Origin of the sequence: Vibrio sonorensis, assembly GCF_001854765.1 — a bacterium.
In the GTDB taxonomy this organism is placed as follows: Bacteria; Pseudomonadota; Gammaproteobacteria; order Enterobacterales; family Vibrionaceae; genus Vibrio; species Vibrio sonorensis.
This window is the reverse complement of sequence record NZ_LJJE01000015.1, coordinates 1-13,557: the sequence shown is the minus strand read 5'-3', so window position 1 is coordinate 13,557 and position 13,557 is coordinate 1. Positions and strand designations below refer to the sequence as shown.

At 45.0% G+C, this 13,557-nt stretch carries 14 protein-coding genes and 1 pseudogene; 6 read left to right on the top strand and 9 right to left on the bottom strand.

The window, feature by feature from the left end; translation table 11 throughout:
* Positions 1 to 350 precede the first annotated feature (350 nt).
* Positions 351 to 980 carry a site-specific integrase gene (locus BLO31_RS03240; protein ID WP_070962862.1) on the bottom strand — a complete coding sequence of 210 codons (630 nt, stop codon included), beginning with the start codon at positions 978 to 980 and terminating at the stop codon, positions 351 to 353.
* Positions 981 to 1,048: 68 nt separating this feature from the next.
* Complete coding sequence (locus BLO31_RS23400) at positions 1,049 to 1,942, bottom strand: Tn3 family transposase (protein WP_070962861.1); 894 nt, start codon at positions 1,940 to 1,942, stop codon at positions 1,049 to 1,051.
* Between the two features lie 102 nt (positions 1,943 to 2,044).
* Between BLO31_RS23400 and BLO31_RS23710 the strand changes: the two genes are divergently transcribed.
* On the top strand, positions 2,045 to 2,395 hold the full coding sequence (locus tag BLO31_RS23710; protein ID WP_175443165.1) for a hypothetical protein: 351 nt from the start codon (positions 2,045 to 2,047) through the stop codon (positions 2,393 to 2,395).
* Here the strand turns inward: BLO31_RS23710 and BLO31_RS25105 are convergent.
* Together BLO31_RS25105 and BLO31_RS03225 are read right to left on the bottom strand one after the other, a co-directional pair.
* Positions 2,319 to 2,747 carry a DUF4158 domain-containing protein gene (locus BLO31_RS25105; protein WP_070962860.1) on the bottom strand — a complete coding sequence of 143 codons (429 nt, stop codon included), beginning with the start codon at positions 2,745 to 2,747 and terminating at the stop codon, positions 2,319 to 2,321. The genes BLO31_RS23710 and BLO31_RS25105 overlap by 77 nt on opposite strands.
* A gap of 90 nt (positions 2,748 to 2,837) precedes the next feature.
* Positions 2,838 to 3,392 (bottom strand): recombinase family protein, encoded by a 555-nt coding sequence (locus BLO31_RS03225; protein WP_070962859.1) that lies wholly within the window; start codon positions 3,390 to 3,392, stop codon positions 2,838 to 2,840.
* 204 nt (positions 3,393 to 3,596) lie between these two features.
* On the opposite strand from BLO31_RS03225, the gene BLO31_RS03220 reads away from it, so the two are divergent.
* The 5 genes from BLO31_RS03220 (at position 3,597) to BLO31_RS03200 (ending at position 6,811) form a co-directional block, all read left to right on the top strand.
* Positions 3,597 to 3,857: a CopG family ribbon-helix-helix protein gene (locus BLO31_RS03220; protein WP_070962858.1), complete on the top strand. Its 261-nt coding sequence runs from the start codon at positions 3,597 to 3,599 to the stop codon at positions 3,855 to 3,857.
* Positions 3,857 to 4,132: a type II toxin-antitoxin system RelE/ParE family toxin gene (locus BLO31_RS03215; RefSeq protein ID WP_070962857.1), complete on the top strand. Its 276-nt coding sequence runs from the start codon at positions 3,857 to 3,859 to the stop codon at positions 4,130 to 4,132. The genes BLO31_RS03220 and BLO31_RS03215 overlap by 1 nt, the downstream gene beginning before the upstream one ends.
* 50 nt (positions 4,133 to 4,182) lie before the next feature.
* Positions 4,183 to 5,670, top strand: a complete 1,488-nt coding sequence (locus BLO31_RS03210) for a UvrD-helicase domain-containing protein (RefSeq protein ID WP_070962856.1) — start codon at positions 4,183 to 4,185, stop codon at positions 5,668 to 5,670.
* 7 nt (positions 5,671 to 5,677) lie between these two features.
* Positions 5,678 to 6,148, top strand: a complete 471-nt coding sequence (locus BLO31_RS03205) for a competence protein CoiA (protein WP_245688376.1) — start codon at positions 5,678 to 5,680, stop codon at positions 6,146 to 6,148.
* A gap of 372 nt (positions 6,149 to 6,520) precedes the next feature.
* Positions 6,521 to 6,811 carry a hypothetical protein gene (locus BLO31_RS03200; RefSeq protein WP_053809062.1) on the top strand — a complete coding sequence of 97 codons (291 nt, stop codon included), beginning with the start codon at positions 6,521 to 6,523 and terminating at the stop codon, positions 6,809 to 6,811.
* A gap of 182 nt (positions 6,812 to 6,993) precedes the next feature.
* Here the strand turns inward: BLO31_RS03200 and BLO31_RS03195 are convergent.
* From BLO31_RS03195 to BLO31_RS03170, 5 genes and pseudogenes are all read right to left on the bottom strand, one after another.
* Positions 6,994 to 10,005: pseudogene (locus BLO31_RS03195) on the bottom strand (Tn3 family transposase).
* Between the two features lie 82 nt (positions 10,006 to 10,087).
* On the bottom strand, positions 10,088 to 10,387 hold the full coding sequence (locus BLO31_RS03185) for a type II toxin-antitoxin system RelE/ParE family toxin (protein WP_070962854.1): 300 nt from the start codon (positions 10,385 to 10,387) through the stop codon (positions 10,088 to 10,090).
* The gene (locus tag BLO31_RS03180) at positions 10,380 to 10,622 is read right to left on the bottom strand and encodes a type II toxin-antitoxin system ParD family antitoxin (RefSeq protein ID WP_045408785.1); all 243 of its coding nucleotides are present in this window, start codon (positions 10,620 to 10,622) and stop codon (positions 10,380 to 10,382) included. The genes BLO31_RS03185 and BLO31_RS03180 overlap by 8 nt, the downstream gene beginning before the upstream one ends.
* A 459-nt stretch (positions 10,623 to 11,081) precedes the next feature.
* A complete protein-coding gene (locus tag BLO31_RS03175; RefSeq protein WP_070962853.1) occupies positions 11,082 to 12,047 on the bottom strand; it encodes a ParB family protein in 966 nt (321 codons plus the stop codon).
* Between the two features lie 7 nt (positions 12,048 to 12,054).
* Positions 12,055 to 13,305 carry a ParA family protein gene (locus BLO31_RS03170; protein WP_070962852.1) on the bottom strand — a complete coding sequence of 417 codons (1,251 nt, stop codon included), beginning with the start codon at positions 13,303 to 13,305 and terminating at the stop codon, positions 12,055 to 12,057.
* Positions 13,306 to 13,557: the final 252 nt, after the last annotated feature.

Genomic DNA, 13,557 nt, shown 5'->3' with positions numbered 1-13,557 from the left:
GACGGGGAACATTCGCCAAATCTGCCACCTCTTTTGCGTCAAGACCTACGCTATCGCGGCAGTATGCTGAAAAGGCTTCTTTCTCTGTGGTTTGTGTCATATCTTCCTCTATGTGCGTATATCACTCACAGTTAACCACAGTGTGCGTTATTCGCTCAATACAGTCAAGTAATAGCCCCGCAGGAAAAGAGAGTGCGGAGCGCGAACGAAGCACCAAGCCGCCCGACTCGGTTAACCATTTGCACCCCACTCAATCGGCGCGGTTAGTTAATCCATGTAACTTGATAAATCCCACTCCCCCTTTCCTGCTAAGCTAAAGCCCAACTATCAACGATCGACAACTCTAAAATTCAAAATGCCATGTCAGCTATAGCTAGCATACTTGCCGTATCTGTTTCTATTAACCGCAACGTCGTTTCAAGTGACTTATTCCCAAGCATTAGATGAATGGTAGGAACATCAACCCCATACCGCTTAAGCCTTACTGCAAACGTGCGTCTGCCGCTTAGAATGCTCGGTTGCTCGATACCAGAATCAGCCAACAGTCGTTTAATGTGATTATTTAAAGCATTGCAGTGATAGCTTGTGTTACCTCTATCGGTTGTTCTACGTTTGATTTTGAAGTGATCGCCATTTCTTCGCTTAAAGAAAGGTTCATCAGGAGAAAAACCGCTGTACTGGTCAGGGTGATCACCGTCCTTTGGCCGCTTCTCAACGTAGCTTTTTATGAGGTTTTGCAGTTTGATGTTAGATAGGTAAAAGTCTCGGCTCACATCGCCTTTAACAGCAAAGCTCTTTGCTAGCTGCCCGTTCTTCTTAACAATGTCTTGAACCTGTATTCGACAAATCTCTAGTGTTGTCATTCCGCTACCCAAGAAGAACCCCATTAGGCAAGCATTAAGCTCTGGTTCTGGCGTTTGGGTAATGACTTTGAAGATCCAAGTTTTTTCTTTGTCCTCGATGAGCGTTGGTAGTGCCATGTATGTAATTCCCTGTTTCACATAAAGAAACACACACGCTAGCAGCGGATAGTTCAGAAATCAGTGATCTAAATACTGGTATCTTTAACTTTGGGGGAAAACTGGTAACCGAAAATATCCAGAACAGCGAAGTTCACATTATTGGTACCGTGATTGTCGGTGGCCAGAGACTTGGGCTGGATGTCACTGCTGTTGTTGTAAAGCAGGTCAAATGCGTAGTGCCCTTCGTATTCATTGGCCGATATTACCGTCGTATTCAAAGGTACATGATTTGACACCAACGTCATGGCCGAAACCCCTTTTCCTTTACGGAAATATTTTGCTGAGTACCTGGTTTTGAATGTATTAATACGGCACGCATGCTTCTGCCCATCAATACTGCCAAACGGGGCGGATTCATTGATGGTGTAATGGCGGAAAATGGGAAGTCTTGCGAGGGCATTCGAAATCAGATCATTGGCTGCCCCTGTTGTTTCTGGTCTGATGTAGCTGTCATTGACAGCCCGCAGTATACCGATACTTCTGTCTGATGAAGAGGCAAGGCGGTGCAGGCCGTAGTTTGCTCCGTTCCCAAAGATACAGGCAATCAGGTCGTGACTTCTCGCTTCAGTATTTCTTTTTCTCAATGAGAGGCTCTCAAGATCTGCCAGAGCGTGCTCAATCGAATTGGAGAGCCGGGCAACCCCTGTTTTTTCTATAAGAGACGATTTTTCCTTTTCCCACACGTCTGCAGGGATGAGATCATCTTCAAGCCGCTTGTTACGCTCACTCTCACTAACATACACCTTACCGCTTTCTATCATTCCGGCAATTTTACGGTAAAGGTAAAATTCAAACCTGACGTGGTTGGCCTCTCCATCATTAACGAGGTGTTCCAAATCATTGTGCGTCACCAGCCTAAGATCCATCGACGTTAGTTTCTTGTTGGTAAGCAACTCTTCCCTGGCATTTGAAATTTGCACACTCAACGCGGGCTGGGCTACCTCACATTCTATGTCGAGTGCCAGAAACAGCTTCCTAAGGCTGCCAGCGGTCTTGCGTGACTGGCTGTCAGTGTATTACCATTGATATTCTGCCCGGTTAAAACGGCCGTCAACCAAGTGGGCACTGACCAGCAACATATCTTCTGGGGACATCGCGGAAAAAGCCGTTTTTCTTATCTCACCGAACGCCGCGTTGTCACTGATGCTGTCATCGGTAAAGTACCTGAGAATGTTCCCGGCAGATTTAAGTGTGTCTTGAATGATGTCCAGCTCTTTGGAAACACGCGATTTTGCGGATTCTATCCGAGACTCGTGATGCTTTCTGACCAGATAACTAAAGCTCGATACCAGCCGATCATTGGCTTCCCGGTAACGGTAGAAAATATAGCCGGAGAGACAGGCGACGGCTTTGTTCTTGTTTTAGTAAGCTAAACCCGAGAACAGAGAGCGTTCGTGACACCATCTGTGCCCTCGTGCCCTTGGAGGCAGTCCAATCCCACCTTGGTAGATCGAGTTTGAAGGTGTTGCAGATATACCGTGCATCTACTTCTACATCGCACAGCCGAAAACGAGGTATCACCGGCTTTGCCCGGAAATACCCGATAAGGAAGATCATGTATATTTTTGTTTCGGGTTTGAGTAGTCCGTTGACAATATTGAGTAGGCTGTCATCGAGAGAAAAATACTCTTCGCGCTCAGCTTGGCTTAATACCGGCAGCCGATAGAGCTCTTCAATTTCGTCGGCCGTCAGGAGTTGTATCCGCTTGCCTGTACTACCAATCATGTATGCTTGTTATCCTTAATAATAATTCTTGAGAAAACGAGGCGAATTTTTCACGTTCTGTCGGTATAGAGAGGTTTTTGCAAGGTAGTCTTACTTCCTCAGGTAGCTATAGAGAGTCTCGCGGCTGATACCGTACTCTTTGGCCAGAGTGGATCTCACTTCTCCGGCATTCGCCCGTACCTTGAGCTCTGCGATCTGTGCTTCATCCAGCGCTCGCTTTCTTCCCCGGTATTTTCCCTGTCTCTTGGCTATTTCGATCCCTTCTTTTTGCCGCTCCTTGAGAAGGGCACGCTCAAACTCTGCAAACGCCCCCATAACTGAGAGCAGAAGCTGGGACATCGGGGAGTCATTGTTGGTGAATGTGAGTTGCTCTTTGCAAAACTGGATATCGATTCCCTTCGATGTCAGGTTCCTGACTAGGGTTCGAAGGTCATCGAGGTTTCTTGCGAGGCGATCCATGCTATGGACAATGATGGTGTCGCCTTCTCGGGCGAACTGGAGCATTTCTTCGAGTTGTGGTCTTTCAATGCTCTTTCCGGAAGCCCTGTCGATAAAAGTTCTGTCCGTGGCAATTCCATCAAGCTGACGATCTGGGTTCTGGTCAAATGAACTGACCCGGATATATCCAATTCTCTGTCCTATCACGGTTTTCCCTCCTCAACATGTCAAGATAAGATCTTAAAGGTGCCTGGTCTTGTGTCAATATTCAAGAAAAAGCACCCTAATCTGACATATTTCTTATTGCCTGCCTGACGTCAATATGGGGTATACCTTATGTTGACTGGGTGTTGTGAAGCACAACAAGATTTACTATGATTAACTTTGAATCACAGTGATTAGGATTACATCATGAATACCAAGGTTGTCACTGCACATGTTCCTTTACAGCTAGCTGATAAAGTTGATGAGTTAGCGCAACGTCTCGAACGCTCTAAAGCCTGGGTTGTCAAACAGGCTCTGGCGGATTGGATCGTCATGGAAGAAGAGCGTCATAAACTGACACTGGAAGCGTTGGCTGACGTTGACAATGGCCGGGTTACTGATCACCAGTCTGTTAAGGCCTGGGCTGAAAGTTTAGGGAGTGAGTCTCCCACGGACGTGCCAAGGTAATGAAAATAAAATGGACCAGTAAAGCCCTTTCCGATTTAAGCCGACTCTATGAATTCCTTGCCGCCGCAGATACCAGTGCGGCGGCAAAGACAGTTCGCTCATTGACCAGTGCGCCTGACATATTGTCAGATCAGCCAAGACTGGGGGAGCGGCTTGATGCTTTTGAGCCCAGGGAAGTTCGCAGGCTCTTGGTTGGCAACTATGAAATGCGATATGAAATACAGGAATATACCCTGTATGTGCTTCGTATCTGGCATACCCGAGAGAAGCGCTAAACCACTCGATAAAGCAAGTAACTCACCTTTTGACCCATGCAAGGAGCATTATGTCTCAACAACCTCTTCCTTCGTTTGATGGAAAGACACTCACTGAGGAACAGTGCAACATCTTGGAGAAAGCATCATCAGGCCAAAGCCTTATAATAAATGCGTTTGCCGGAACCGGGAAAACTTTCACGCTTCGCGCACTGGCATCCAAGCCGTTATCTGACAAGAAAGGTCTTTATCTCGCTTTCAACAGAAAGATTGTTGACGATGCTACAACCGCATTTCCTGAGAGCGTTGAGTGTAGAACCATTCACTCGCTTGCATACAGAAATGTTGGTGTGAAGTACGCGAGGGCTGGCCGTATGAAGCAATTCCTTAATGCATCGATACTGTGCGATAAGATATTAAAAGGCAGCCCAGATTTATTCGGCGTGCCGCCTATCCGCGTATGCAGTATGATTCTTTCGGGAATAGAAACATACTGCCACTCTGCCGATACAGAAATCACGCGCCAACACCTGAACGGCATTAATTTCGCAGGTGTAGATGCAGAGCGTGTCGGTGAACTCAGAGAAACCCTGCTGTACTTTATAAATGCAGTGTGGGAGCTTCTCAACAATTCTGCCAGCGACCTCCCGATCACCCCTTCTGTATATCTGAAACTTTGGGCACTGAAGGAGCCTCAGCTGAAGTACGACTATATCCTTGTAGATGAAGCTCAGGATCAAAATCCAGTTGTCATCGATTTGCTATCCAGGCAGTCTCATTTACAGCAGATTTGGGTGGGCGATAAATATCAGCAGATTTATGGATTCAGAGGGGCACAGAATGCGCTAGAGACCATTGATATTGAGACCCGTTGCTCTCTCACGCAGTCCTACAGGTACGGTGAAGAGATTGCAAAGTATTGCAACAGTCTTCTCAGCTTTCATTTCGGAGACAATACAGATATAAAAGGCTTTCCGGGAATAAAGTCAGCTCTTTCTGATGAGTTTGAACCCGATGCGGTTATTTGTCGGTCGAATTTTGCAGTTGTCGCCGAGGTGGCATACCAAACCTATATCGAGAAGAAGAAAGTATCTGTCAACGCAGATGTACGAGCCTTGAGTAGTGACCTGAAAGAGGCACAGAAACTCTTCGATGGTCGGCGTTCAAAGCACCCTGACTTCATTCCATTCAAGGATTGGTTTGAGGTTGTCAATTTCTCCAAGACAGATGAGGGTGTCCACCTAAGGACAATGGTAAACCTCGTGGAGCAGTACTCTATTCCTTTGCTCCTCGATCTCTTGTACCGGGTGCAGTCAATAACAGAAGCACACGCAGATATCGTAGTGACGACTGCTCACCAAGCGAAAGGAAGAGAGTGGGATATTGTCAGGCTAGCGGACGATTTCAGAGGCCAGGGACACAGTAAATACAGTGAGGAAGAAGGCCGCTTACTGTATGTGGCGGCAACACGAGCAAAGAATGTTCTCGATATATCTGATTGCTTGGCTGCGGCACTACCCACACCTGAGGTCTTAACCCCAGAATACACTACAGAGTAAGTAGAATATGCCATTCATCGGACATGACACGGAAAACAACAGGCGGGTAAACATTCTGGATTATGACTCTCCGAGAGAGTCATTCAAGAGAGGGCAGATTATCTGCCGCTACTGTAAAGAAGAAATGGTCATTCGGGGAAACTCGCACTCCAGTGTCCCGAAAATTCACTTTATGCACCTGTCCAATGAATGCAAGAGTGAATATAAGCATCACCCAGAGAGTCCAGAGCACCTGTACTTTAAAGAGCTACTGGCTAAAGACTTAGCCAAAGATCTGAAAGAGTACCAAAGTGCAAAAGTGGAGATTGAGTGTCCTGTTGACTCAATCAAAAGGATCATTGATGTGGCTTTCATCTTCCCCAATGGCTGGGTTGTGGCCCACGAAGTTCAGTTAAGTGCAATCACGCCTGAAGAGCTAGAGGAAAGAACGAATGACTATCGACGTGCAGGAATCGATGTTTCTTGGTGGCTTGGCTAAAAAGCAGATACCGGCAAGAATCGGCAGTGGTGCTACGAGAACCTTGGCGAATGCCACTCCATTGATTACGAGAAGTTGGTTCAGCATACGTCCGAAAGATAAAATGGTTAGATATGGCTCTAGGGAGCCCCTGCTGTACAGTTCACTTTGGTGGAGTGCCTCGTCGGACTGGTCAGGTGAACTCTCATACCCGATCATTCCGGCAAATAAAGAAAGGGCACCCAATCAAGCAATGCTTCCACATACGCTTGCTCATAGGCTACTTTTTAATACACTCCTTTGCTGGGCAATAGATACGCCCCTGCCCAAATCTAGGCTCTTAAAGGGAATAGGATCACCGAATATTGAAGGGATTTTGAAATAAGGGGCTATATGTCAGCAATACAAATTAAAGTGGATGGTGATCAGGTATCACTCATTTATGAAGAAAAAAACGGTGAAAACATCGCTAGGAGACTGAACCAACTCAAGGACGCTTTAGGTGTTACTTGGTATGGCGTGGCGGCGGTTTTTGGTTTAAAGCCAACTGAGGCTAGTGTAAGGCTCTTTAAGCGTTGGGCGCGAGATCCAAGCGCGGCAAGTTATCAAGAAATGCCAGAGAGCCAATGGAAATACTTGTTAACTCTCACAGAGGGGCAAGAAGTTATTAAACGCCAGGACTAGGGTTTATTGTGGCTCTTTAGAGTGGTTCATATTGGCGTGGCTCATTTAACTTGCTTGTTTATCTTAATGAGCTATTGTTAGTGGGTAGGCTCGTATGGGTATACTCATATTAGCCAATGTGATGGAAGTTAAGTGATTGGGCTAATATCGGGGTCTGAAGCCCAATGGGACGAAAACGTACGCTAAGCAAAATCATCTTGAGCTGACTGCTGCTTGAGCGGACGTAATTCACCGTTTAACACCTGTTCGGCCAATGTAAATGAGTAATGTCCCAACATATTTACATGCTTATGGCTTCGTGGTGATAGCCTTGCAATTTCTTCATCTTTTAGCGTTTCACCTTGCCGTTCTACGTGCTCTAATGCAGCTTGCATATAGATGGTATTCCACAGTGCAACGGCATTAGTTACCAAACCAAGCCAACCCAATTGATCCTCTTGCCCTTCTCGGTAACGTTTGCGGATTTCTCCCCGTTGATCATGGCAAATAACTCTGGCAACAGCATGACGACTTTCGCCTCGGTTTAGTTGGGTTAGAATTCGGCGTAGATAGTCTTCATCATCGATGTAATTCAATAAATATAATGTCTTATTGATACGACCTGCTTCGATAATGGCTTGGGCCAGACTTGATGGGCGGTCACTTTTGAGTAATGACCGAATCAGTTCTGATGCCTGCACTTTCCCCAGTTTAAGAGAGCCTGCAATACGCATCATGTCATCCCAATGAAGCTCTATTTTTTGTGGATTTCCGCAGCTTCGTGCTAACTCATTGAGTACGCCGTAACCCGCTTCTTTATCTACGCGCCAAAATACCAATTCACCTGCATCGGCTAAGCGTGGCGAAAATTGATAGCCCAACAACCAAAACAAGCCAAATATCATATCACTGGCTCCGGCAGTATCAGTCATGATTTCAAAGGGGTTTAATCCGGTTTGCTGTTCCAGTAATCCTTCCAATACGAATATGGAGTCTCGTAGTGTTCCCAGTATAACGATTCCGTGAAATCCAAAAAACTGATCGGAGACGAAGTTATACCATGTGATACCACGGCTGGAGCCAAAGTATTTTCGGTTCGCTCCTGAGTTGACAGTTCTTATCGGTGTGATAAATCGCATCTCGTCAGCAGAGGCTACTTCACCCCCCCCAATGCTTAGCTAACGCCAGAGTAGACTGAAAATCGACGAGTTTCGCGTGGGCTTTTACTAACGTTACAGCTCGTAAGTAGTTTTGCTTAACCCAACTGAGTCGGTGTCTGGTTAAGGCGGGGATATGAGATTTTATCAGTGGCTCCAACCCGATATTGCAAGCTTCGGACAGTAACACAGCACAGGTACTTACCGTTAAATCATTGGCACGTGCGTTAGATTCGCTAAAATGAGTGAATTCATCGACAAAGCCAGTATGAGCATTGATTTCAAGTAGTAGCTCTGTGAGATCTACAGCAGGAAGTAACGCCTCAACTTGTTTGGATAATCCCTGTAAGCTTGGAGGGTTATCCAGTCTATCAATGTTTGTGATGGTCAACGGAGGTCATTTCCCCGATATATCAATATCCACCGAATCCTTATCGTCGAAATTTGCGGCAACCTGATGATAGGTTACATCCAGTTGCCTGACTAACGTATCGATGGCTTCCTTTGCGTTTAGCGGATGTCCCAATGATCGACAGATCTGAATTCGGTTTGATTGCCATTCTTGACCCTGCAAAAGTTTGGCTCTCGGGTCGACCCAGCGATAGCTGTTTTCGACATACATATCTCGTCGTCGCAAACTGTCCTGTAATTTATCCAAAAAAACACAGTGTGTAACCTCGTTTAGTCACCCGACCATCTTTGTCGAATACCAATCGCTTCCTCGGATTAGATACGATATCCATTGGAGCATCATCAAGAATTTGTTTTTTTGAGTCGAGTAGCTGCGCTAAGTACTGGTGAACTTCAAGCGTCTTGTCTCCCGCAGGAGCGGCGGAAAATTCGATATCACGGAGCCGTTTTGGTAGAAAACGCCGAACTCGTCCGTACTGTTCAACCATCTCTTCATGAAAATTGTCATCATAAGGTCGGGCTAACTCGTGTACGGTAGAAATAGATTGCGCCAGCTTGTCCCGTGAAAACTTAGCAAAGATTGACGGACGTAACGACTCATCATCTAAGTTGTCGTCTAACAGCAAAGCACAAACTTTGGCTAAAGCTAGTGCAGATTTATCTAAATCTTTTAGAGTACGAAGACGCTTTTTCTGTCCTAATTTCTTCGCTTCGCCAGCGATGTTGGTAATCAAAAGATCCAGTACATCCAATGCTTCATCTAATGCAATAATTTCATAGGCTTTTACAAAAGCCACGAGTATCGCAGTACGTTTAGTCTCCGGCATACGGCCTATTTTGTATGCCGAGATCATTCCAGCATGGCGGGCAATAGGCTTAAACCGGACGGGAGGAATACCAGTAAAATCCAGTTCAGTTATTCCATAGGTTTGAAGTGCTTTGTAACGTTCAATGGCCTCATTAAATGCAGGGCCGCTGACATTGACCGGCCCCTTACGAAAGCGGTCGAAGTGTGATGTTCTGGCTGTTTCAGGAATTTGTAGTAAGGATCCAACCTAGCTTGCTGCTCCAAATTTGGGAGACTGGATAGTTGCTGCCACAATCGGCTTTCTGCTCGCTCTCTGATTTGTGAAATCAAGCGCGTTAACGTTGATGCACCTGGCAAAAGGATTTTGTGTTGGACCAGCCATCCGGTAGCTAAATCATACAGTAAACTCGGACGTTCATTACTGATCCAACTCCGGCTAGAGAGAAGGCGGGATAACCGGAATGACCACGGCCAAACAAACTCACGATAACCATATTGATTGCGGATCAGCGCGGTATGCTCGCGGCGTGTGGTTTCGCGCTGAGAATAGTCAGACAAAATATCAATATTGGTTATATTCAGTTGCCTTGCGACAATTGCGACAAACCATTGGGCATTCGTTGGGACTTGACATAAATCGATTAATAAAGTGCCAAGAAAGCGAACACAACCTAATTGCAGGGCGACTCCAAATCGATTGTGTTCACTACGTCTTTGTGTCATAAAAGCTCAGTCAGCCTCGTCCAAATGGAAGTACCGCGCCAATTGAACATCATTCGGCTCCCCATTAAATTGCCCGTAACTATTTTTTGTTCAGTGGTTAAAAAATCTACGGGCATAGCCAGAACCTCTTATTGGTTGCGCAAACTCAAATCAGTGACGTATTGTTTTCCTATTCCCGGCATGTAGCCATGAAAAACTTTAATAAATATCTGGATGAAAATGCCGTAATGGTTCCATTTGCTGATGAAGAATACGGATTATGTAAACACCATGGGGCTGTGGGCGATAAAAAATAGCATGTTTATGGTGATCGTGGCGGTGAAGCCCTTCGGCAATTTCCGAGCACTCGTAACCCATCAAAGGTTGCTCTGCAAGCGTTAGCAAAACGTCATGTATGCTGCCTGTATAAGCATCCGCTTGCTCTATACCAAAGTTCAACAGGGTGTATTCAAAGATATGCTCAAAGTCTTCTGCGGCAAGGTTGGAAAGTTTATACATTGTGTTTCTGCTTTACTTTAGCAGCAATGTCATGAAGTGATAATGAGCATTGACCACTCTGCTCTCCTGCTTCAATCGCCATTTTTAACGCCGTGGTTTGTTTCTCTTGCCTTTCGAGTAGCCGCAATGCAGAACGAACCACTTCGCTTGTTGAGCCATAGCGACCAGTCGCTATGAGTTGGCCGACAAACTCATCTAGCTGAGATCCAATCGTAACACTAGTTGTGCGTGACATATTTCCACCTACATGTGTGAATAATTAACACACCAATAATAGGTGAACTAAAATTCAAAATCAAATCACGATCTTCGTATGACAATGAAGTGTACCTTTAATGTACTTAGTGTAATTATACGTAAAAATAAATGTATAATGCACTGAACTAATTAAACCAATGTAAAGTCCCGATTTCAGAAACTGAAATTCTCCGCTCCAAAAGAGAAGAAATCTGGTATCTTCTGCTCTCGGTCAACGGCTGATAATTCATGGTAGTACTGCTTGTTTCTTTGGCGAGAAGAGTGTACCACTTTCAGCAGTTGGCTTCCTCTTCTACACCTTTCCATGAATGTCGTACTTATTATCTGAAATCGGGAGTAACCATTCATCGTATAGCCCTATTTAAAATAGAAATTCCTAATTCCATGTTATCAGGGTCCGAAAATTTCCAAAATTTACCCAATGTTAAGGTGAAATTTAGGAGTTACTGGCTAGCCTTATTCGCACATACTCTTCAATATCGCTGATCACTTCTTTTGGCATACGCGCAAACTCCAAAGTCGTTTTTCTGCCATCAGCGCTTACCTTTAACCGAGCGTAGGTATTCTTTTCGCTAAACTGGGCTAAATCTTGTGTTACAGGCGTAGATTTTGGCTTTACGGCCAACAGCTCATTAATCTTAGTTTCGTAGTGTGCCAGCAGATCGGCTTGAATAAGTTCAACATCAGAGCTGTTGGTTTCGAACGCTGCGATTTCTTGGGTAACGAACTCGCCTACCGAACGACCTAGTTTTGATAGGTTTCGTTCCACTCTACCAAGTTTCATATAGTAGGTGGTTGGGATGCCTTGGCAATCAGGGAACGATTCAATCAACTGCTGATTTAGTAACGCAGCATTCACCTTTTTTCTAATGGTTTCAGTGCTTACTCCAAACTCTTCGGCCAATCGCTCAAGATCACTGGCATCAATGGCATTTTCCTTGGCAAATTTTAGGTACTTTGTGCCCACTTCACGCCATGAAAACAGTTTCACTTTTTGAGTAAGCTGCACATATGCCAAGATATCTTTGGCGCTTGGCAGTTCATCCAACACCCATAAAGGTAAATCCGTTTCAGCGTGAATAGCACAAAAACGCCGACGACTTGCGTCAAAGAGTTCGTATAGTCCTGTTTCCTTGTTGAAGTAGGCGACACCTTCTTGTTTAACACCTTCTTCAAGTACTTCACTGTAAATATCTCTTACGGCATCAAGTGTTAAGGATTCTTGGTCACGTAGGTTCAGGTGATGAGCAACAGTTGTAGTCTCTACCTCAGAGGCAGGAACCACAACATGTCGCGCAGTGTACGTATTTTTACCAAACATAATGGCTTTGGTCATGGATGAAAGTGTCAAGCCAGAGCCTACAGATAAACTACCTTTTTTAATGTCAACTGTTCGTTTCATTATTTACCTACCTTGCGGCTAACTGAATGAGTTCGTTTTTGAACTGTTTGTAGAATAACTTTACTGAATCAACAGCAATATCGAATTGGGTTTTCGTACAAATCTCTTCGCTCTTTTTAATATCAAGTACTGTACGGCCAGTTGCCGCAGTCGCAGTAAACGCATCGCTATGCGCTATCGTCGCAGTCATGAGCTTGTGACGTACTGAACGCATAAGCTTTTGGAAAGTGTCGTATTCCGGCTTGCTTGATTCTTGGTAGTTTACTGCTGCTACTTTGTACCATTGTAAGTTTTCGCCTTGTGATGGGAGCATACTCAATCGCTCAGCTAGGTTGCTCATAAAGTTGGTTGTTGAAGCGTAATCGTAGTAACGAGGTGTTACTGGCACCAATAGCATTTCGGCAGCTTCAAGAGCTGACCAAGTTATAGGACTATCTTGGGGAGGCATATCACCGTAAATGATATCGAACTCTTCTTTTAGTACAGGGAGTACCACATTAGAGAACTTTCTCAGCAGACGCTCCTGGTTTTTTTCGTCCAATTGCCAATACGTATCCACGAATCGTTCATCGCTCGGGAACGCAGTGATCACGGATAGGTTAGCCAAATGTGTAGAAAAAGCACATTCTTTGATAATGGTTTCTAGGGTGTACCCATTAGCGAGCAGGGCGTTCACGGCATTACCTTCATTGTCCGGTTCGAACTCTGCGAGAAGAATGTCCGTCATCGTCACGTAAATACTGTTATCCGCGACACGCATCGTGCCTTGTCCTGCTGACCCTTGGGGATCTAAATCAATGACTAAAACACGCGCATTCAGATTAAGATCGAGTGCTGTTGAAGTTGCCAACGCAAGTGTCGTGCTCGACTTTCCCGTACCTCCCTTGTGGTTTGCGATAAGGATTAGTTTACCATCGTGATGATCGCGATACTTAGGCACCCCGAAGTATTCCATCAATACATGTACTTGCTCATTTGTGTAAAGATGTTGTACTCCTTGTGATGTATGCTCACCAATTATCCCCATTTCTACTGCTTCAGCTAATTTCTTGGCAAAGGTAGGTTTAGTGGTTCCAAGTTGCTTGATCACCTGAGTTTTATTCAGACTATGGTTGTAGATTAAACGGTCTACACCATCAACCAAATCTTCATCGGTAACGTTGACACGCAGTTGTGATTTTAGAGCCTCTTCTAATGTCGATTGCTCTTTGTTCATATTAATAGCTGTATGGCGAATAGATTCTATTAGTTCCGTCATCCGTTGTTTCCTGATTATCACGCTTGCACCAAGGATAACAGCAACTTTACCATCGTAAAGTAAATTAAGATAAATATGGTAAATTTGCGGCCGCCTAATTGGTGAACAAGGGCCCTTGTTTTCTTTGGACAATATGGATGAGGCTATGTATAACGGGCATCTCAAGCCATTTTCAATTTGGGGATATCTAACCAACTAGAACAGCATACATTGTACTGGTAGTTGCGCATCTCGTTTAATAACACCCGAATT

Coding starts and splice junctions, on each gene's coding strand:
- BLO31_RS03220 (WP_070962858.1), top strand. CDS start 3,597: ATGAATACCAAGGTTGTCACTGCACATGTTCCTTTACAGCTAGCTGAT.
- BLO31_RS03200 (WP_053809062.1), top strand. CDS start 6,521: ATGTCAGCAATACAAATTAAAGTGGATGGTGATCAGGTATCACTCATT.
- BLO31_RS03205 (WP_245688376.1), top strand. CDS start 5,678: ATGCCATTCATCGGACATGACACGGAAAACAACAGGCGGGTAAACATT.
- BLO31_RS03175 (WP_070962853.1), bottom strand. CDS start 12,047: ATGAAACGAACAGTTGACATTAAAAAAGGTAGTTTATCTGTAGGCTCT.
- BLO31_RS25105 (WP_070962860.1), bottom strand. CDS start 2,747: ATGATTGGTAGTACAGGCAAGCGGATACAACTCCTGACGGCCGACGAA.
- BLO31_RS03180 (WP_045408785.1), bottom strand. CDS start 10,622: ATGTCACGCACAACTAGTGTTACGATTGGATCTCAGCTAGATGAGTTT.
- BLO31_RS03185 (WP_070962854.1), bottom strand. CDS start 10,387: ATGTATAAACTTTCCAACCTTGCCGCAGAAGACTTTGAGCATATCTTT.
- BLO31_RS03170 (WP_070962852.1), bottom strand. CDS start 13,305: ATGACGGAACTAATAGAATCTATTCGCCATACAGCTATTAATATGAAC.
- BLO31_RS03215 (WP_070962857.1), top strand. CDS start 3,857: ATGAAAATAAAATGGACCAGTAAAGCCCTTTCCGATTTAAGCCGACTC.
- BLO31_RS03240 (WP_070962862.1), bottom strand. CDS start 980: ATGGCACTACCAACGCTCATCGAGGACAAAGAAAAAACTTGGATCTTC.
- BLO31_RS03210 (WP_070962856.1), top strand. CDS start 4,183: ATGTCTCAACAACCTCTTCCTTCGTTTGATGGAAAGACACTCACTGAG.